The organism is Exiguobacterium sp. s59 (genome assembly GCF_018617475.1).
In the GTDB taxonomy this organism is placed as follows: domain Bacteria; phylum Bacillota; class Bacilli; order Exiguobacteriales; family Exiguobacteriaceae; genus Exiguobacterium; species Exiguobacterium aestuarii.
In genome coordinates this window covers 224912-242510 of record NZ_JACSKG010000001.1, presented here as the reverse complement: position 1 = coordinate 242510, position 17599 = coordinate 224912, and the positions used below count along the sequence as shown (strand labels likewise).

The window sequence follows — 17599 nt, the reverse complement described above, 5'->3', positions numbered from 1 at the left end:
ACTTTCCTGAAATCAACTCGAAAGGAGGACTCGTCATGAACGTCCTCGAGCACATGCTCGCCGTATGCGGTGTTTTCAGCATTCCCATTGGTATCTTCATTCAATTCATCCCGAACGAACTCGTTCTCGCATATGGTGGCTTTCTCGTCGATTCACATGACGCGTCCTTCTTCCTAACGTTCCTACTGGCGTGGTTCTCTTTCACGCTCAGTCAGATTGGTCTTTACTGGATTGGTCGATACGGCGGACGTCCCGTCGCCTTGAAGCTGTATGGATATTTCCGGATTCGCCAAGACAAGCAGCTTCGTGCCGAGCGCTGGTTTGAGAAATACGGGGCATGGATTGTCTGCCTCAGTCTCTTCTGGCGCCAACTGTTCGCCGTGAGTGCGGGCGTGATGCGCCTGTCGTTCCGAAAATTCTTGTCGGTGACGACACTCATTTTCGCCGTCTGGTCATTCGTCTTCATTCATGTCGGGATGATGCTCGGCAACAACTGGCGCATGATCGGTCATTTCATGGACGACATCCTGCCCTTCCTGGCACTGGCCATCGGAATCGTTCTCGTCGTCCGCCATCTTCGCCAGCAACCAAAACATGTGAAAGGATCAGCGTAACCAGCGCTGATTCTTTTTTTGTTGCAAAGGGAAACGCTCACATCTGTCGAATAAGAACTATGTAAGCGAATCGCGGTCACACATACAGGACACCGCACAACGAAAAAGGAGGAATCACCATGTTCCATCGCCGTAAAACGTATACGATTCGACCTGAACGCCTGCAAGAATTCACCGACTTCTTCCATACATACATCTATCCGATTCAAGCGTCCCATGGCGCTCGCCTCGTCGGACGCTGGGTGACCGAAGACAAATCCGAGGTCATGGCATTATGGGAATATCGGGACCGTGAACACTATGAGCAAGTCGAGCGAGATTATCGCGGCAGCGCGTTAAGACGGGATGCCATGAAAAAACGGGCCCGCCTCGGAAAAGACTTGTATATCAAGTCAAGCGAAGAGTTCATGATGCCGACCGGTCACTATACGCCGCCGCGTGCCATCGTTTGTGTAACGGCTTATATTACGAACGAAGCGGGTGAGGTCCTCCTTGTCAAAAACATGCATCGGAACGACTCGTTCGAGATGCCGGGCGGACAGGTCGAAGAACATGAATCGCTCGTCGACGCGATCCACCGCGAAGTGGACGAAGAGACAGGTGTGAAAATCGAAGTGGAAGGCATCACCGGGATTTATCAAAACGTATCGTCCCGTGTCCTCTGCGTCACGTTCCGTGCGAAATATGTGTCTGGAGAACTTCGACCACAAGCCGGTGAAACGCAAGAAGTCGGATTCCACAAAGTCGATGCTCATAATGTCGGCGACTATATCAAACGGGAGCACTTCCAGATGCGCTTCCTCGATGCGATTGATCCCGTCTATATGCCATACGCCATCTATAAAGTACGTCCATACGAATTGATTGAGCGCATCGAGCGCCAATCGGTCTAACGCAAAAAAGGGATGATTCGCTCGTGGCGAATCATCCCTTTTCTTTATGCTTCTTCTTGCATGTCTTCTTGCTGTGATTGTCCAGTCTCCACTAACAGTTTCCGGACACGGCGTTTTTCCACGTGGAGAACGGTGAACGTCAAGTCTTGATACGTCACTTGCGCACCTTTCTCCGGGATGTCGCCGAGTAATTCTACGAACCAACCGCCCATCGTGTTGGAATCGACGTCTGGTTCCGCAATCCCCATCTCTTCGGCGAATTCATCGACGTTCATGTCAGCCATACACTCATATACGCCTTCACGGAGACGTCTGAGATAGACGACAGATTCGTCGTGCTCATCCCAGATGTCGCCGACGAGCTCCTCGAGCATGTCTTCTAACGTGATCAGACCCGCCGTGCCCCCAAATTCATCGAGGACGACAGCCATGTGAGATTGTTTCTGTTGGAGAATCGGAAGTAGTTCAATCAATTTCGTCTGCGGTGACACATACGTGAGCGGTCGAATGAGCGAACGGACATCCGTCACTTCATCCTTCATCATCGAACGCAAGAAGTCACGTTCTGACAAGACACCGATGACGTTGTCAATCGAGTCTTTGTAGACCGGCAAACGTGAATGTCCACCACTGAAAATCGTGTCTTTGATTTCATCGAGCGAATCGTCGATGTCGACTGCCAAAATATCGATTCGCGGCGTCAAGACGTCATCGACGGTAATATCGTTGAAGGCGAAGGCGCTATGGACGAGCTCAGCTTCCGTCTCACCAAGCACACCTTCTTCTTCTCCCATATCGACGAGCACTTTCAACTCTTCTTCCGTGACTGACGGCTCCTTGGCTTTCATCCCAATCATCCGAAGCGTCAACTTCTTCAAGCCAGTGAAGATCATCGTCACCGGTTTGAGGACTTTGACGAGGAACACGAGAATCCCGCTGATGAGAAGCGAATACTTCTCCGCAAATTCTTTGGCGAGCGATTTCGGTAAGATCTCACCGAAGATTAAGATGATGACCGTCGTCGCGAACGTCGACACGAGAAGACCCGTACCGCCACTGAAAATCGATGTGGCGATGGCGGTCGATACCGTCGCCGAACCGATATTGACGATGTTGTTCCCGACGAGGATCGTCGAGAGCGTATCGTCAAAGCGGTCGACGAGACTGAGGACGCGTTTAGCGGCTTTGTCGCCGTCTTCTGCCATCCGAATCATCCGAACACGGTTTACACTTGAAAGCGCCGTTTCTGCTGATGAGAAAAACGCTGACAACATGATGAGAACTACATATAGAATTAAACTTGACGAGGGCACAGGGTCCACGTTAGCTTCACACTCCGTTTCTTCTTAACAAATAATTTTTTTCTTACTCCACGAACTCGAATTCGAAGTCGAGAATCGCAACGACGCTGCCGTCTTCGGCACCAAGCTTACGAAGATCATCATCGACGCCCATCTGACGCATTTGACGAGCGAATCGTTTGATTGACTCATCATGGTCAAAGTTCGTCATCTTGAAGAGCTTCTCGATACGTGGCCCCGTGATGACGAAGCGATCGTACTCATCGATGTGGATCTGATAGCCTTTCTCTTCCTTCTCATAACGATACACGACACGAGGCGTCGCTGTCTTCTCTTCAAGCTCATCGAGTGGGAATTCAGGTGTCGTATCGACAAAGTTCGCCACTTCGATCAACAAGTTGCGAAGACCATCTTGTGCGAGAGCAGAGATTGGGAAGACTTTGACATCGTCTCCTACCTTCTTCTTGAACTCTTCGAGATGTTCCTCTGCGTCCGGCATATCCATTTTGTTCGCAACGACGACTTGCGGACGCTCGAGGAGGCGTAGGTTATACGACTCGAGCTCACGGTTGATCGTCGTGTAATCTTCGAACGGATCGCGTCCTTCCATCCCACTCATATCGATCATGTGAACGATCACTTTCGTCCGTTCGATATGACGAAGGAATTGGTGACCGAGCCCAACGCCTTGGCTAGCCCCTTCGATGAGTCCTGGAAGGTCGGCCATGACGAAACTGCGGTCGTCCGCTGTCTTGACGACACCGAGGTTCGGTGTGATCGTCGTGAAGTGGTACGCCCCGATTTTTGGACGTGCCGAAGAGACGACCGACAGAAGCGTTGATTTCCCGACAGACGGGAATCCGACGAGTCCGACGTCTGCGAGAAGTTTCAACTCAAGACGCAACTCACGCTCTTGACCTGGTTCACCGTTCTCAGCGATTTCTGGAGCCGGGTTGGCAGGTGTCGCGAAACGACAGTTCCCGCGTCCGCCACGTCCGCCTTTGGCGATCGTCGCTTGTTGTCCGTGCTCCGTCAAGTCGGCGATGACCGTATCCGTCTCTGCGTCGAATACGATTGTGCCAGGTGGGACTTTGACGATGAGCGGCTTCGCTTTACGTCCGTGCATCCCTTTTGACATTCCTTTTTCGCCATCATGGGCGATAAACTTCTTCGAATAACGGAAATCAACGAGTGTGCGCAATCCTTCTTCTACTTCGAAGACGACGTCTCCACCGTGACCACCGTCACCACCTGCAGGTCCACCATCTGGGACATACTTTTCGCGGCGGAAGGCAACCATTCCTTTACCACCGTCTCCAGCTTTTACAAAAATATTAACCTGATCGACAAACATTTATTTCCCCTCCTTTATGTGAAACGTAGTCATCGCTACGTTCTGTTCGTACACATCGGCTGACGTGAGCACGTCTTCCGGGACATCTCCCGTGACGCGAACCATCAGTCCGTCCGTGAACGTCACATGAATCGGCCCGTCCGTGTTTTCTAACAATCGGACAAGCATCTCTGCCACTCGCGCATCATCGATGGCGAGTTGGTCGGTCGAAATCGTATACGTCATCCGTCCTTCCCAATTCGCTTGAATCACGACAAGGCTCGTCTGTGGCACGTTCAGGCGAACGAGCGCACTCTCCTCGTCGGCCTGTTTCCGATAGCGTTCGTAAAGTTCCTCTAGCTTAGTCGGATCGAGTGCCGCATAGAGCGAGATCAATTGAAGCCGATTCATCCATTCGTGACGGACGGTCGATAAGAGCTCGAGTGTCTGTTCTGAATCCATTTGATCCTCTCCTAGAAAAAAAGACTCTAACCAAAAAAGTGGCTAGAGTCTTCTGCGTCGTTCAACTTACGCGACTGGGTAAACGCTCACTTGTTTCTTGTCGCGACCAAGACGCTCATAGCGTACTACGCCGTCAACTTTCGCAAACAAAGTGTCGTCGCCACCACGGCCAACGTTTTCACCTGGGTGAATCTTTGTACCGCGTTGGCGGTAAAGGATTGATCCAGCTGAAACTGTTTGTCCGTCAGCGCGTTTTGCACCGAGACGTTTCGAAATTGAGTCACGACCGTTTTTAGTCGAACCAACTCCCTTTTTCGAAGCGAAGAACTGAAGGTTCAATTGTAACATGAGGTCCACCTCCTATTGTTCAATTTGGATATATTCACCGTAGCTTTGGGCGATCGTGTCTAACTGCACGAGCATCCCTTCTAATAACAGTTGGGTGCGTTCCATATCCTGCGGTGATAAGTCAGGATACGTCTCGACATAAAAGTAACCACCCTCTGTTTGATCTGCCATTTCTACAAGAAGCGATTGACCCGCAAGCGTTTCGACGGCGTTATAGGCACCAAATATGATGGCTGAAACACCGGCGCACACCAAGTCAGAACCAGGTTCTGCAAAATTGGCATGACCAGTCACTTCGACGGAGCGAATCGACTTCGCCTCGTCTCGTCTTACCTTGACCCGAATCATAGCTTACGCTTCGATTTTCTCGATGCGAACTTTCGTGTAAGGCTGACGGTGACCTTGCTTACGACGGTAGTTTTTCTTAGCTTTCATTTTGAAGACAGTGATCTTCTTAGCGCGGCCGTGTTTTACCACAGTACCGACAACTTTAGCGCCTTCTACGAGTGGAGCGCCGACTTTAACATCGTCACCACCAACGAAAAGAACCTCACCGAATTCTACAGTACCTTCGACATCAGCATCGAGTTTTTCGATGTAGATCTCTTGACCTGCTTCAACTTTGATTTGCTTACCACCAGTTTTGATGATTGCGTACATATACGTGCACCTCCTTGTTAAACTCAGACTCGCCATCCTGGGCAGGGCAAATACCTTTAAAACCCGTTCTGTGCGGTTGTAGCCATTTGGGTGCTTCCAAACGAACTAACGTTATAGATAATACCACTCTCAATTATTCATTGTCAACGGCGAGATAAGAAATTCTGACATTCTGCAGACGTCCCGTAAAAGGCAAACTCCGGATCCCCTTCGACGAGATGGACGTCGATGTCAAATTCAAGCCAGGAAGCGTCGTGCCACTTTTTCGGTAGCGAGAGGACGACCGCCTCGTATTGCCCGCTGAGATCGAGGAGCGCGCGTTCAAACTGCGAGAAAACGGCTAGCTTCGACGGCTTGCCCGCATAGGTCATCCGGTCTTGAATCGAGCGTCCGGTCCGCTCCCTCGACATTTCAAACAATCCCATCCGTGTGAATCCGTACACTTCGACACGACGTGGGTCGCGTGCCCCGAGTTCTTTCATTTTCTTGAGCAGTCGGGTCTGCCCTTCTTTCGAACCACGGAGGAAGTCGATGACGATCATCCCGCCGATATTACGTAAGCGCAACTGTTCCATAATTGTATAGAGTGCCGCTTCATTGATCGTATCGGCCGCACGTCCTTTATCTTTGACGGCGACGTTCTTCCCGCTGTTGACGTCGATAACGGTCATCGTCTCGACTTGTTCGATCAAGACGAACGCCCCTCCATCCAACCAGACGGCACGACTTTCGAGCTTTTCAATCATCCCATCGAGACGTTTCGCCTCCGGGATTCGTCCTTTGCCGATATGACGTTTCACAGGGACGTCGAGTCGCTCAATGCGCGCCTGTCCTTCCTTGTCGTTCAAAAGGACTGATTCGACCGCATGACGGCGTACGAAATGTTCACATAATAGCTCGTCTTGACCGTAGCGCTGTTCAATCACGGTTTTCGCACGATCTCGAAGCAAGTCGAGTTCTTCCTGTAAGGCGTCTGGTGCCACTTGGCCGGCCTCCGTCCGAAACAGGACCCCTTCCTCTTCTGAAAGGGCGAGCGACTTCGAGAGGCGGTCCTGCGTGACGAGGTCGAGCTTTCGACTGAACAACTTCCGACGACCGTATGGGAAGTAGACGAGATAGCGTCCACCGAACCGAATGTTTTCTGTCACCTTATGATGCTTGCCGTTGATGCCTTCTTTCGTCACTTGCACGAGTCGTTTTTCCCCGACGACAGCCGCTTGTCCGATCGCTGGCACGTCCGGATACGAGGCGAGCGCGCGAAGCGTCTCCGCAATCGGTAAAAAGAACGTCGTCTCCCCGTCCGTCAAAAAAGCCGCCCCGAGTGACGGATGAATCCGTTCAATCGCAGCCTCGACGATCGTACCGACCGACAACTGGTCGACGAAGCGTTCCTCGACTTCGAGCAAACGTTCCCCGTCTACGAGCATCGCCCGTTCGATGGAAGGTGTTCGTTCGTAGATTAACTTCATGTGCACCTCTCCTTTCGACAGAAAAAGGCAACTTTCGTTGCCTTTACGCTTTTTTCATTCCAAATTTCATCATGAGTCGTGCCCAGAAGCCGACCGGTGCCGTCTCCGTCTGAATCGACATGAGCGGGACCGATTCACCGAGGATGCGGCGCGTGATGTTGCGGTACGCTTGTCCGGCATTGTTGTCCGGGTTCATCGTGACCGGTACCCCACGGTTCGCAGCGGCAATGACTTCCTCATCATCGATGACGACGCCAAGGAGGTCAATCGACAAGATGCGCATGATATCATCGATGTCGAGCATATCCCCTGATTCGACGAGGTGATTTTTCACCCGGTTGACGATCAGCTTCGGCGCTTCGATGTGATTCGCTTGTTCGAGCATCCCGATGATGCGGTCCGCGTCTTGGACGGCCGCCTTCTCTGGCGTCGTGACGACGATTGCCTCATCCGCCCCAGCGATCGCGTTCATGAATCCTTGCTCGATCCCCGCAGGGCAGTCAATCAAGACGAAATCATATTCCGTCTTCAATTGGTCGACAATCTCTTTCACTTGCTCAGGATTGACCGACGTCTTGTCTTTTGACTGTGCGGCCGGAAGCAAGTACATCTCTTCGAACCGTTTGTCGCGAACGAGCGCCTGGTTCAATTTACATTGTCCTGTAATGACGTCGACGAGGTTATAGATGCTCCGGTTGTCGAGTCCGAGAATGATATCGAGGTTCCGCAACCCGATATCCGTATCGACGAGACAGACCGAGTGTCCAGACAAGGCGAGCCCCGTCCCGATGTTGGCGGTCGTCGTCGTCTTGCCGACACCCCCTTTTCCTGATGTCACGACGATGGCTCTGCCGTTTTTCACTTCTTTTTCTGTATGTACAGGCTCCACTACTTGCTCCATTCCACTCACCCTCTCTGTAATTCCATTGCATATGCGTCTTTCAGACCGGTCATGACGTGGCGGAGACGTGTCATCTCGATCCCGTCATTCGTCTGGTACGCACAACCCATCTCAATCTCAGGAAGTTCTTCTTCATCGTCGGACGTGAGAACGTGTTCGCCGATTGCCAAAAACTTCGGATGGAGTAGGCTCGCGGTGATGACCGCTTCTTCCCATCCTTCGACACCCGCACGCACATTTCCTCGTATCGTGCCTAAACAATAAATACTTCCCGTCGCCCGGACCTCTGAGCCAGGGTTGATATCCCCGATCACAAGTACCGAACCATCAAACGTGAGGACCTGTCCACTGCGAATCGTCCCGCTATGATAGTGGAACGTCTTTCTGCCGTACGTTGCTTTCGCTTCTTCCGTCAACATGACATCGCTCGACAAGTCTTCAATATAAAAAACGCCATGACGAGCGACGACCTCACGAATTTGACGTGTCAGCTCCTCGTCAAGATAACGAGTACCCGCGTGCAACTTCAGGGCAATCTTACCGGACGGCGGCTCCATTTCTTGTAATGTCGCTTCAAAGTCCGTAAGCACCTCGTCGATGCCACTCTTCGGATTGAAGTGGATGGCAATTCCGTTGCGATGTCCTTTAATCGTAATGTGTCGTTTACGCTCCATCATGGCTACCCTCTTTTCACAACAGGTCGGATCGTCACATACCGCATCATCGGATAATAAAGAATCACGATGGCGATGGCATTGACGAGCACGGTCCCTGGAATCTGTTCAATCAATAGTGTTTGAATCGTCATCAACGTCCCACCGATCGCCGCCATGATCCCGTATATCGCAACTGTGAATACGACAATCATGAACGTAAAGGTGATGGTGACGGAGAAGAAGTTCTCACCTATATATTTTAACACGAAGCTGGCTAAGAGAGGAATGAGTGAAAAAGTAAATACATAAATTCCAAGCAAGTCGGTATAGACGATATCATACAGCAACCCGAATACAAGACCGAACCCGAGCGCCGTCTCCCATCTGCCATACAGACTGACGAACATCAGCCCAATCAACGTCAATAAGAGATAGGGCGTGGCATAGTGCCACGAGAAAATCGATGCCCATGTTCCTTCAATAAGAAAAAGGAGGAACAGGGCGATGAACACTTTCATGTTACTCACCCGCTGCTCCTCCTTCCTCGGGACCCGTTAGAAACGGTTCGTCTAGTGTCCGATCAATCACGTACATTTGTGAGAACTCATTGAAGTCGGCCTCCGGTTTGATTCGGGCGACTTGCGAGACGCCATATTCATCCGTCTCGATCGACTCGATCGTACCGATGACGAGTCCGGCCGGGTAACGTCCCCCGAGTCCAGAGGTCGATACGATTTCTCCTTCTTTCAACTTGACGCTATTCGATACTTTCGTAAAGAACAACTCGTTCGTCTCCGTATCGAACCCGTCAATCGTCCCATATGTCGCTTTGCCGTCCGCATCTTTGACGACAGCCGAGACGTTGTTCGTCCGGTTGTTGTCGCTGAGCAGTTGCACTTGTGACGTATAGGCACTCGTTTGAATGACACGACCGACCATTCCGCTCGCTGCGGTCACGGCCATGCCTTTCTCAACGCCGCGTTCAGAACCGACGTTGATGGTGACGTAGCGTTGCCAATCGTTCGGTGTCCGACCGATGACCTCCGCAGGAATGAGGTCGAAGTCGCGTAACGACTTGTCTTTCGCTTCGACCATTTTTCGAAGCTCCTCATTCTCACGGCGCAAGTCATCTGCCTCAACCGATACCTCGGCGTACTTCGCCAAATGTTCTTTTAGTTGGCGGTTCTCTTCGTAGATGTCGCGGACGTCCGAGATGGATGAGACCGTCGAGTCCATCCATCCGATTGGTACCGCGAACACTCGCTGGAACGTGCCGACCACATCACGCGTGACGTCTTGGTACCAGGCTGATTCCGATCGTCCTCGAATCGAAACCCCTAAAATGACGAAAAACAAGATCAGTACAATTAGCGTGATGATGAGCTTTTTATTGCGTACGAATCGGCTCATCGTGTCTCACCTCTCATCGACGTGACGAGATGCCTGATTTCGAACGGAGGACGTCCATCATTTCAAGAGATTTTCCTGTACCGACTGCTACACAGTCGAGTGGCTCATCCGCAACGAGTGTCGGGATGTGCGTCTCGTCTGAGATGACGTCGTCCAAGTTTTTGAGGAGCGCGCCGCCGCCTGTCAAGACGATTCCACGGTCCATTACGTCAGCCGCGAGTTCTGGTGGTGTTTGTTCAAGCGTCTGCTTGACACCTGCCAAGATGGCTTCGACTGTATCCGAGAGTGCTTCGCATACTTCTGTAGACGACACTTCGATTTGTTTCGGAAGTCCCGTCACGAGGTCGCGACCACGGATTTCCATCTTCTCCGCCTCGTTCGATGCGTCGATGCGCGCCGAACCGACTTCCATTTTGAGCGTCTCGGCCGTACGTTCCCCGATCATGAGGTTGTACTTGTTTTTGATGTAACGAATAATGGCGTCATCCATTTCGTCACCACCGACACGAATCGATTGGCTTGTCACGATGCCGCCGAGTGAGATCACTGCGACTTCGGTCGTACCGCCACCGATATCCACGACCATCGAGCCAGTCGGTTCCCAAACCGGGAGACCTGCGCCGATTGCTGCCGCGAACGGTTCTTCGATTGTGTATGCTTCACGAGCCCCTGCTTGTTTCGCAGCGTCTTCGACAGCACGTTTTTCAACAGACGTGATACCACTTGGCACACAAATCATGACGTTCGTCTTCGATGAGAACAAACCGCCTTTTGATTTTTGAGCTTGCTCCATGAAGTATTTGATCATCGTTGCTGTCGTTTCAAAGTCAGCGATAACGCCGTCTTTCATCGGACGACGAGCAGAGACGTTCCCTGGCGTACGTCCAATCATATCTTTGGCCTGGTTACCAACGGCCTCAATTCTACCTGTATCTGTACGGAACGCCACAACGGACGGTTCACGAACAACAATTCCTTGACCCTTTACGTAAACGAGCGTGTTAGCCGTTCCAAGGTCGATTCCGATTTCTCGGTTAAAACTACGAAACATAGGTGTTGCTCCTCTCTTCGTTACACTATTTTTTATTATAACGGAAAAATCATGTTTGAAAACGTTCATTCGATTACAGGTTATTTACAATAACCGCATCTCAGTCCTGTCTCACCGTCTACTAGTTTGCCTTCTTTTGAGGAAAAAGGCAAATCAAAAAAAGCAGACGCGAGTAAGCGTCTGCCTAAGAGAGAACGGTTACAAACCTGGTTGGAGCGGGAGGAGTAACATCGCGCCGTAGAAGAAGACAGAGAAGATCAGCACCGGTCGAAAGAAGCGGGACGGTTTCACACGCGTCGCTCCGGCTAAAAAGCTTGTCGTCGTCATCACGAATATGTAGATTCCAACATACATGAGAAGTAAGCGGACGAGCACCGTCCACATGCCAAGTTGATCGAGTTCATTGAAAGAGACCATAACAAGACCAAGATAGGCGATGAGTGATAGAATTCCTACCCCGACACCGACGATTGGTGAGACACGGTCGAGCCAGTGGTCCTCGTCGAACCGAAGGAATAGCGCCGTACTCACAAATAAAAATAGGACGAACAGGACGAGCGAGAAGATGGTCGCGTCTAGTTGGACGTAGCTCACGAGGAGCGATACACCAAGCATGAACAACCAGATGATTTTTTCCATGTTGAACACCTCACCTGATATTTTATCAAAGTCCACGAGTCAATTGGAGGAAATTGTATATTCTTTCTCCCTCGTCACAATCTCTTCAATAAATGAAGGATAGATTGTTGTAGGGAGATGTAGAGATGTTTTCAAACGAGATTAAGTTTACGTAATCAGTATTTCATTTCCTCCTACCAAGTTATCTCTTCCTAAATTTTTCTTTAGAAGTGAATTGATATATAAATATATGTATAATTTGAAATTTCGACACCAATTTTATATTATTGTCGAATGATTCCTAAATAAAGTTTCACAATTATTAAATTTACCAAGATAATAAAAGCTATAATAATATTACATTTTGATTATTTTTAGGAGGCCATTATTATAATGAAGTTTTATGAAAAGACATGGTTTACTGTAATTATGTTGCTTTTGTTTTTCCCAGTTGGATTGTTCTTGATGTGGAAATATCAGAAATTTAACAAAATAGCGCGCATTATCATTAGTATTTTCTTTGGTTTTCTAATTATCGGTAACCTATTCGGTGAGTCTGATACAAATCAGTCTGGTACAACCGCAGTTAAAGAAACCGAAACTATTACTGTCGAGGCGGAAGATAAAACGGAAGAGCCAACTGCTGAAGACGTTGTTGCGACTAAAGAAGCAGCTAAAAAAGAGCAAGAAAAAGCGGACGCGGCTGCTAAGAAAGCAGAAGAGGAAGAAGCGGCTCGTAAAGCTGAAGAAGAAATGAGGAAAAAAGAAGACGCTGAACAAGCAAAGGCTGAAGCACTCGAGCTAGAAGAAATGCTTTTCGATGCCGATCTCCAAAGTCAGGTTAACGAATTAGGAAATGGTTTAGGATTAATTGGCGAACTCTTTATACTGTTATCTAGTGATCCCATGGCAGGACAAAGCGAAGAGTTTGAATACGCCTCAGGAGAAATCTATAAAATGCTGGATAGAATGATGGAAAATGCTAATGAGTTAGATGCACCACCTACACGTGAGCAAGCAAAAACTGATTACATACAAATCATTGAAAAAACACAACAAGCATCTGATGCAGGGATTAATGGAGTCAAAGCTCTTGATACAAATCAAATTACCGAAGGTGGAATTTTGATGAATGAAGTTAATCAAATGTTAGAGGAATTTTTAGCGACACATTATTGAGCTCTATTATCGTAACGCAATACAAATAAAAACCACCTATTTTGAACTACCCTTAGAAGTTAGATTTTCTGTCTAACTTTACTTGAACAGTTCAATTGAGGTGGTTTTTATCTAGTTTCTTTGCACTTTAGTTTCAATATTATCCGTTAATAAAACGACAAATTCAACAGAATCATTCAAATAATCCAGTTCTGATGTGAGTGATCTTTTTTCAAAGATAAGAGACAGGTAATCCAATCATCTCACCCATTCATATATCCCCGCTGCTTCATACTGACATAGTGGTCTTCCCCGATGATGACGTGATCGAGACACGCGATGCCGACGATGTTACCCGCTTCGACCAACCGCTCAGACACTTCGATGTCTTCCCGACTCGGCGTCGCGTCCCCGCTCGGATGGTTGTGCACGGCGATAAAGCACGCCGCAGACAATTTGAGCGCTTCGCGGAATACGTCGCGCGGATGCACAATCGACGAATTGAGCCCACCGACAAAAAGCGTCTTCCGGGCGATCAGTTGATTCTTCGTATTCAAATACAGACAGACGAAATGCTCCTGATTCAAGAGCCGCAACTCATCCCGCAACAACTCATACGCATCCTGTGGCGACCGAATCGTCGGCATACTCACTTTCGGTTCTTCGACGTAGCGAATCCCGATTGTGAACGCGGCGAGGAGTTGCTCCGCTTTCTTCTTCGTCATCCCTTCGATTTTGCACAAATCATGAACGGACGCCTGCGACAGCGCCCGTAGCGTTGGATACACGTCCGAGATGCGGCGCGCCGTCTCCATCGGGTCGGGTCCCCGTCCTCCGATTTGAAGCAATCTGGCGATGGCGGTCTCTACACTACGGTCAAGCACCATGGTCATTCCTTCACCTACTTTCAAGGCATTCACAGGAAGCGAGGCGTCACCCCATGCCGGTCGAGCGTCTTGACGAGCGGATGGATCGGTAAGCCGACGACGTTATAAAAATCACCTTCGATTTTCTCAACGAAAAGACCACCCGACCCTTGGATGCCATAGGCACCTGCCTTATCATACGGCTCTTCTGAATCGAGGTAGTCTTCCATCCAACTCTCGGGAATCACATCGAACGTTACATGCGTCGTCGTAACGAACAAGTCTTGGGTCGCACCGATGATGCTCACACCGGTGAGCACTTCATGAGTCGAGCCGGATAAGCGTTCAAGCATCCGTTTCGCATCCTCACGGTCAGTTGGTTTTTCCAAAATGACACCGTCTAAAACGACGACGGTATCTGCACCGACCACAATGGCATCTCGATGATCACGCGCCACGTCCAACGCTTTTTCGCGGGCGAGACGCCCAACATACTCACTCGGTGATTCCTTACCGTCCGTACCTTCCGTCACGTTCGATGGGATAACTTCATGCTCGATGCCCGCTTTCCTGAGTAACTCGGTGCGTCGTGGTGACATCGAGGCGAGGATGACACGCTTCTGTGTTGTATTCATTGTATCGACTCCTTCTCTTCTTCTGAAACGGGCTTCCTTGCCGTTTCTCACTTCTCTGTTGATTGTAGGCAACACGCGTCATAAACACAATCACTCGGGTCGAAAAAACGCCCCTTCATTTTGTGAAGGGACGTGTCGATTCATGGTGTCGTGTAATCATAGACCGGGATATCCTTTTGCTCGAACGCCGGTTCTGGGATGTAGCGATCTGGAACGAGCTGATCGAGGTCCTGGCGATAGAAAGCATCCAGCTCGACCGTAAAATCAAGCGCCTGTACTTCTTCGACCGTATTCGGTCCCGTCTCGGCAGGTCCTGTGAACTGGACCGTTCGCAACACATGGATGCGGTTCATCGACTCGATCGATTCTAAGAACGAGACGAGGGCATCGTACGTCTCGGCCTGAAGGGTCACGGTTGAACGAACGGTCGAAGCATTGACCGGTGCAACGTCTGTCGGTTCAGCCGGTTCGTTCGTCTCACTGACGTCAGCCGGATTGAACGGTTCGACCGTCTCGGGTACTTCCGACTCAGCCACCAAACCGTCCGCGAAGGCGATGCTTGTCACATCAACACCAGCGAGCAGGCTCGCCTGAGACAACGCCTCGACGACCGTGTCGAGTGCAGGGGCTGTCGGAACTCGTGTCTGGAGCGTTTGTGAGTCCGCTACATCAACGGCTTTGCCTTCCTGACGCAACAGTTCAAGTTTCGTCCGTTCAAGCGAGAGGTCGCGTTCAAGCGCCTCGACTTCACCTTGTTTGATGAAATACGTATATCCGAAGTAAGCCGGTGCTACGATGGCTATGAGGAGGCAAATCGCAAATAACGCATAAATTGTCGAACGTTTCATTGACTCACCACCTCCGCATCTGCTTCCTCTTCTTCAGTCAATTCTTCCTCCACGTCTTGGAACATGAACGTGAACTCTCCAATATAACGTGGAAGTGGATCTTCTTCGAATGAGTTCTCCTCTTCCTCTTCTGCCGCCTTCAACTCGGTCGTCACGCCGAGGAGCTTCACGTCAAGGAAGCGTTCATCGGTCATGAGCGAACGTTGGAAAGCGTTCAGATCCTCAAGCGTCTCAAACTGAGTCCGCACGCTCATAATCGAGCCGTCCTCGTAGTTATACGTCAAGACGTATCCCGTCGGAGGCAATTGTTCCGTCAACGCCCGTAGTGCCGGTACCGCATCCTTCTCCATATCCGTCAACGCCGTCACGGTCTGGTCGAGGGCGAGCACTTGTTGCGCCTTCGAGTTCACCTGTTCCGTTTGATAAATCTCCACGAGCTGAAGTTCTTCTTCGATACGTGCCTGATCCGCTTCCAATTGACCGACCTCATAGTACAGATAACCGGCCGCCCCTCCACCGAGGAGTAATGCGACGAGTCCCGTCACGATCGGCCAGCGGAGCGTCACATCGGTCGAGTTGATGAAGTTCGTATCTTGGTCACGTTGCAGGGTCGCCATCCCGAGTAGTGGGAGCATCTGATGCGAGAGCGGCGTCCCGTGCGCAATCGCGAGCGGTTGTTCGACCCGTGTCACGGGAACAAGAGATTCAGTTTGAATCATGCGGACCAAGTCGTCCACTTCAGGTACCGTACCTGAGACGTACAAGTGGTCGATGGCACGACCATCAGTCCGTAGCGAATAACGGTAGAAGTCGAGGAAGCGGGCGAGTTCGTTCAACCAGTCGTCCATCTGGTTCGCTTTCATCTCATCTGTCCCATTGTATGTATACGTCACGACGCCATCTTTCGTCCCGACTTGGTACGGGAGGTCCGACTCGATGGAACGAATGAAGCGAATCTGCCCCTCTTCAAGTACGAGCAATTGATGCGAGAACGGGGTCACATGCCAAATCAGTGTCGACTGAAGTGAATCGATCTCCGATAAACGCATGACACCATTCGCGACCGCGACCGAGCGTGGCGTAATCTTCTTCAAAGCGAGACCACGTTTTTTCATGTACGAGCGGAGCGACTTCGTCAGCTCAATCGATACGGCATGAAGCATAACGTCCGTCTTGACCCCGTCTTCACCTAACACTTCATAATCGAACGACACATCATCGAACGGCAAGATGATGGAACTACCGATTTCCATGAACAAGTACCCACGAATTTCGTCTTTCGGAATCGTAGAAGGAATCTCGACTTTCCGTGACAACACTTCGGTCTCGTCCAATGCGACCGCACACGTCATGCCACGTCGGACTTTCAACTTACGACAAAGTTCGTCGAAGGCGAGACTGAACGCGGTCTCGTCGAGGATTTTTCCTTCTCCATACGCATCTTTCGCCAACTGAACCGAGGCGCTTCGCTTGAACACACCTTGCTTGATGACGGCACCGTGGATGCTGAGTGCATCAAACGAAAAATAGGTGACCGTCCCTTTCTCTATCCCACGACTCATGATCGTTTTCCCCCTACATCAACTCAAAATACCAATCAAAAAAGCTTTCACTAAACCAAAACGTCAACATCGTCCCGAGCGCGATCGATGGCACGAACGGAATCGGTTGTTTTCGTCCAATTTTCTTTGAGGCGATCAAGGCCACTCCGACAACCGCTCCAATCAAACTCGACAAGAACAAAGCGACGAGTACATCACGAGGACCGAGCACAAGACCAATCATAGTAAACAATTTGACGTCCCCTGCCCCAAGTCCCCCTTTCGAGACGAAAAAGACGGTCGCTAAAAGAGAAAATCCAAGAAATGCCCCAGCAAGCGGTGACCACCACGTGGCCCCTGCCACATAGGTAAGGACGAGTAATACCGGTGCCGTGATACGCAAGATGACGTTCGGCACGAGCATCGTCGATAAATCAGATACTGCGAGCGCCAACAACGTCGATAAGAAGGCGAACGCGAGGAGCGTCGTCATGCTAAATCCGTAAAGCGTATAGCTATAGCCATATCCGATGGCTCCGAGTAACTCAAAGATCGGATACGTCGGCGCGATCCGCTCGCCACACCCACGACATCTCCCACGAAGAGCGAGATAGCCGAAAATCGGGATGAGTTCCCACGGTGACAATTCATGACCGCAAGACGGACAATGTGACCCCGGCGTCACGATGGATTGTTGGCGTGGCACGCGGAGCCCGACGACGTTGGTGAACGACGTGATGACCGCCCCGAGGACGATGCTATATAAGAATCCAATCAGTTCAATCAAGGGAGGATCCTCCTTTTTGTCAGTATATGCCAAAAACAGAAAACCGGC

At 50.4% G+C, this 17599-nt stretch carries 21 protein-coding genes and 1 other annotated feature; of the genes, 3 read left to right on the top strand and 18 right to left on the bottom strand.

What is annotated here, in order from left to right:
- The first annotated feature begins 35 nt into the window (after positions 1 to 35).
- The gene (locus KNO91_RS01270) at positions 36 to 614 is read left to right on the top strand and encodes a DedA family protein (RefSeq protein ID WP_214789306.1); all 579 of its coding nucleotides are present in this window, start codon (positions 36 to 38) and stop codon (positions 612 to 614) included.
- A gap of 119 nt (positions 615 to 733) precedes the next feature.
- Positions 734 to 1507 carry an NUDIX domain-containing protein gene (locus tag KNO91_RS01265; protein ID WP_214789309.1) on the top strand — a complete coding sequence of 258 codons (774 nt, stop codon included), beginning with the start codon at positions 734 to 736 and terminating at the stop codon, positions 1505 to 1507.
- A 44-nt stretch (positions 1508 to 1551) separates the two neighbouring features.
- Here KNO91_RS01265 and KNO91_RS01260 read toward each other — a convergent pair whose 3' ends face one another.
- The 13 genes from KNO91_RS01260 to KNO91_RS01200 form a co-directional block, all read right to left on the bottom strand.
- The gene (locus tag KNO91_RS01260) at positions 1552 to 2820 is read right to left on the bottom strand and encodes a hemolysin family protein (RefSeq protein WP_371816628.1); all 1269 of its coding nucleotides are present in this window, start codon (positions 2818 to 2820) and stop codon (positions 1552 to 1554) included.
- A 52-nt stretch (positions 2821 to 2872) separates the two neighbouring features.
- Positions 2873 to 4162: a GTPase ObgE gene (obgE, locus tag KNO91_RS01255; protein ID WP_074035227.1), complete on the bottom strand. Its 1290-nt coding sequence runs from the start codon at positions 4160 to 4162 to the stop codon at positions 2873 to 2875.
- The gene (locus KNO91_RS01250; protein ID WP_214789314.1) at positions 4163 to 4603 is read right to left on the bottom strand and encodes a Spo0B domain-containing protein; all 441 of its coding nucleotides are present in this window, start codon (positions 4601 to 4603) and stop codon (positions 4163 to 4165) included. It lies immediately after the preceding gene.
- A gap of 66 nt (positions 4604 to 4669) precedes the next feature.
- Complete coding sequence (rpmA, locus tag KNO91_RS01245) at positions 4670 to 4951, bottom strand: 50S ribosomal protein L27 (RefSeq protein ID WP_015881155.1); 282 nt, start codon at positions 4949 to 4951, stop codon at positions 4670 to 4672.
- Positions 4952 to 4963: 12 nt separating this feature from the next.
- Complete coding sequence (locus KNO91_RS01240) at positions 4964 to 5299, bottom strand: ribosomal-processing cysteine protease Prp (protein ID WP_015881154.1); 336 nt, start codon at positions 5297 to 5299, stop codon at positions 4964 to 4966.
- A 3-nt stretch (positions 5300 to 5302) separates the two neighbouring features.
- Complete coding sequence (rplU, locus tag KNO91_RS01235) at positions 5303 to 5611, bottom strand: 50S ribosomal protein L21 (protein WP_015881153.1); 309 nt, start codon at positions 5609 to 5611, stop codon at positions 5303 to 5305.
- A gap of 15 nt (positions 5612 to 5626) precedes the next feature.
- Positions 5627 to 5699, bottom strand: a sequence feature (ribosomal protein L21 leader region).
- Positions 5700 to 5754: 55 nt separating this feature from the next.
- Positions 5755 to 7080 carry a ribonuclease E/G gene (locus KNO91_RS01230; protein WP_214794302.1) on the bottom strand — a complete coding sequence of 442 codons (1326 nt, stop codon included), beginning with the start codon at positions 7078 to 7080 and terminating at the stop codon, positions 5755 to 5757.
- Between the two features lie 43 nt (positions 7081 to 7123).
- On the bottom strand, positions 7124 to 7981 hold the full coding sequence (gene minD, locus KNO91_RS01225; protein ID WP_214789320.1) for a septum site-determining protein MinD: 858 nt from the start codon (positions 7979 to 7981) through the stop codon (positions 7124 to 7126).
- Positions 7982 to 7986: 5 nt separating this feature from the next.
- Complete coding sequence (locus KNO91_RS01220) at positions 7987 to 8655, bottom strand: septum site-determining protein MinC (protein ID WP_251126502.1); 669 nt, start codon at positions 8653 to 8655, stop codon at positions 7987 to 7989.
- Between the two features lie 5 nt (positions 8656 to 8660).
- Positions 8661 to 9155 carry a rod shape-determining protein MreD gene (mreD, locus tag KNO91_RS01215; RefSeq protein WP_083600174.1) on the bottom strand — a complete coding sequence of 165 codons (495 nt, stop codon included), beginning with the start codon at positions 9153 to 9155 and terminating at the stop codon, positions 8661 to 8663.
- A gap of 1 nt (position 9156) precedes the next feature.
- Complete coding sequence (gene mreC / locus KNO91_RS01210) at positions 9157 to 10047, bottom strand: rod shape-determining protein MreC (protein WP_214794306.1); 891 nt, start codon at positions 10045 to 10047, stop codon at positions 9157 to 9159.
- Positions 10048 to 10060: 13 nt separating this feature from the next.
- On the bottom strand, positions 10061 to 11098 hold the full coding sequence (locus KNO91_RS01205; protein ID WP_214695333.1) for a rod shape-determining protein: 1038 nt from the start codon (positions 11096 to 11098) through the stop codon (positions 10061 to 10063).
- A gap of 198 nt (positions 11099 to 11296) precedes the next feature.
- On the bottom strand, positions 11297 to 11737 hold the full coding sequence (locus KNO91_RS01200) for a hypothetical protein (RefSeq protein WP_214815755.1): 441 nt from the start codon (positions 11735 to 11737) through the stop codon (positions 11297 to 11299).
- A gap of 372 nt (positions 11738 to 12109) precedes the next feature.
- Between KNO91_RS01200 and KNO91_RS01195 the strand changes: the two genes are divergently transcribed.
- A complete protein-coding gene (locus tag KNO91_RS01195; RefSeq protein ID WP_214815752.1) occupies positions 12110 to 12895 on the top strand; it encodes an oligosaccharide repeat unit polymerase in 786 nt (261 codons plus the stop codon).
- Between the two features lie 242 nt (positions 12896 to 13137).
- On the opposite strand, the gene radC is transcribed toward KNO91_RS01195, so the two are convergent.
- The 5 genes from radC to KNO91_RS01170 all read right to left on the bottom strand — a co-directional run bounded on the left by radC (position 13138) and on the right by KNO91_RS01170 (position 17551).
- Positions 13138 to 13767 (bottom strand): RadC family protein, encoded by a 630-nt coding sequence (radC, locus tag KNO91_RS01190; RefSeq protein WP_074037954.1) that lies wholly within the window; start codon positions 13765 to 13767, stop codon positions 13138 to 13140.
- 23 nt (positions 13768 to 13790) lie between these two features.
- Complete coding sequence (locus KNO91_RS01185) at positions 13791 to 14375, bottom strand: Maf family protein (protein ID WP_214815749.1); 585 nt, start codon at positions 14373 to 14375, stop codon at positions 13791 to 13793.
- A 140-nt stretch (positions 14376 to 14515) separates the two neighbouring features.
- Entirely contained in the window at positions 14516 to 15223 is a 708-nt protein-coding gene (locus KNO91_RS01180; protein ID WP_214815746.1) for a hypothetical protein, read from the bottom strand.
- A complete protein-coding gene (gene pilM / locus KNO91_RS01175) occupies positions 15220 to 16785 on the bottom strand; it encodes a pilus assembly protein PilM (RefSeq protein WP_214815743.1) in 1566 nt (521 codons plus the stop codon). Before pilM ends, KNO91_RS01180 begins: the two co-directional genes overlap by 4 nt.
- Positions 16786 to 16798: 13 nt before the next feature.
- Positions 16799 to 17551, bottom strand: a complete 753-nt coding sequence (locus KNO91_RS01170; RefSeq protein ID WP_214815741.1) for a prepilin peptidase — start codon at positions 17549 to 17551, stop codon at positions 16799 to 16801.
- Between the last annotated feature and the right edge of the window lie 48 nt (positions 17552 to 17599).

Bases quoted from the DNA above. Each gene is read 5' to 3' on its own strand.
- KNO91_RS01270 (WP_214789306.1), top strand. From the start codon at position 36: ATGAACGTCCTCGAGCACATGCTCGCCGTATGCGGTGTTTTCAGCATT.
- KNO91_RS01265 (WP_214789309.1), top strand. From the start codon at position 734: ATGTTCCATCGCCGTAAAACGTATACGATTCGACCTGAACGCCTGCAA.
- obgE (WP_074035227.1), bottom strand. From the start codon at position 4,162: ATGTTTGTCGATCAGGTTAATATTTTTGTAAAAGCTGGAGACGGTGGT.
- KNO91_RS01250 (WP_214789314.1), bottom strand. From the start codon at position 4,603: ATGGATTCAGAACAGACACTCGAGCTCTTATCGACCGTCCGTCACGAA.
- rpmA (WP_015881155.1), bottom strand. From the start codon at position 4,951: ATGTTACAATTGAACCTTCAGTTCTTCGCTTCGAAAAAGGGAGTTGGT.
- KNO91_RS01240 (WP_015881154.1), bottom strand. From the start codon at position 5,299: ATGATTCGGGTCAAGGTAAGACGAGACGAGGCGAAGTCGATTCGCTCC.
- rplU (WP_015881153.1), bottom strand. From the start codon at position 5,611: ATGTACGCAATCATCAAAACTGGTGGTAAGCAAATCAAAGTTGAAGCA.
- KNO91_RS01230 (WP_214794302.1), bottom strand. From the start codon at position 7,080: ATGAAGTTAATCTACGAACGAACACCTTCCATCGAACGGGCGATGCTC.
- minD (WP_214789320.1), bottom strand. From the start codon at position 7,981: ATGGAGCAAGTAGTGGAGCCTGTACATACAGAAAAAGAAGTGAAAAAC.
- KNO91_RS01220 (WP_251126502.1), bottom strand. From the start codon at position 8,655: ATGGAGCGTAAACGACACATTACGATTAAAGGACATCGCAACGGAATT.
- mreD (WP_083600174.1), bottom strand. From the start codon at position 9,155: ATGAAAGTGTTCATCGCCCTGTTCCTCCTTTTTCTTATTGAAGGAACA.
- mreC (WP_214794306.1), bottom strand. From the start codon at position 10,047: ATGAGCCGATTCGTACGCAATAAAAAGCTCATCATCACGCTAATTGTA.
- KNO91_RS01205 (WP_214695333.1), bottom strand. From the start codon at position 11,098: ATGTTTCGTAGTTTTAACCGAGAAATCGGAATCGACCTTGGAACGGCT.
- KNO91_RS01200 (WP_214815755.1), bottom strand. From the start codon at position 11,737: ATGGAAAAAATCATCTGGTTGTTCATGCTTGGTGTATCGCTCCTCGTG.
- KNO91_RS01195 (WP_214815752.1), top strand. From the start codon at position 12,110: ATGAAGTTTTATGAAAAGACATGGTTTACTGTAATTATGTTGCTTTTG.
- radC (WP_074037954.1), bottom strand. From the start codon at position 13,767: ATGACCATGGTGCTTGACCGTAGTGTAGAGACCGCCATCGCCAGATTG.
- KNO91_RS01185 (WP_214815749.1), bottom strand. From the start codon at position 14,375: ATGAATACAACACAGAAGCGTGTCATCCTCGCCTCGATGTCACCACGA.
- KNO91_RS01180 (WP_214815746.1), bottom strand. From the start codon at position 15,223: ATGAAACGTTCGACAATTTATGCGTTATTTGCGATTTGCCTCCTCATA.
- pilM (WP_214815743.1), bottom strand. From the start codon at position 16,785: ATGAGTCGTGGGATAGAGAAAGGGACGGTCACCTATTTTTCGTTTGAT.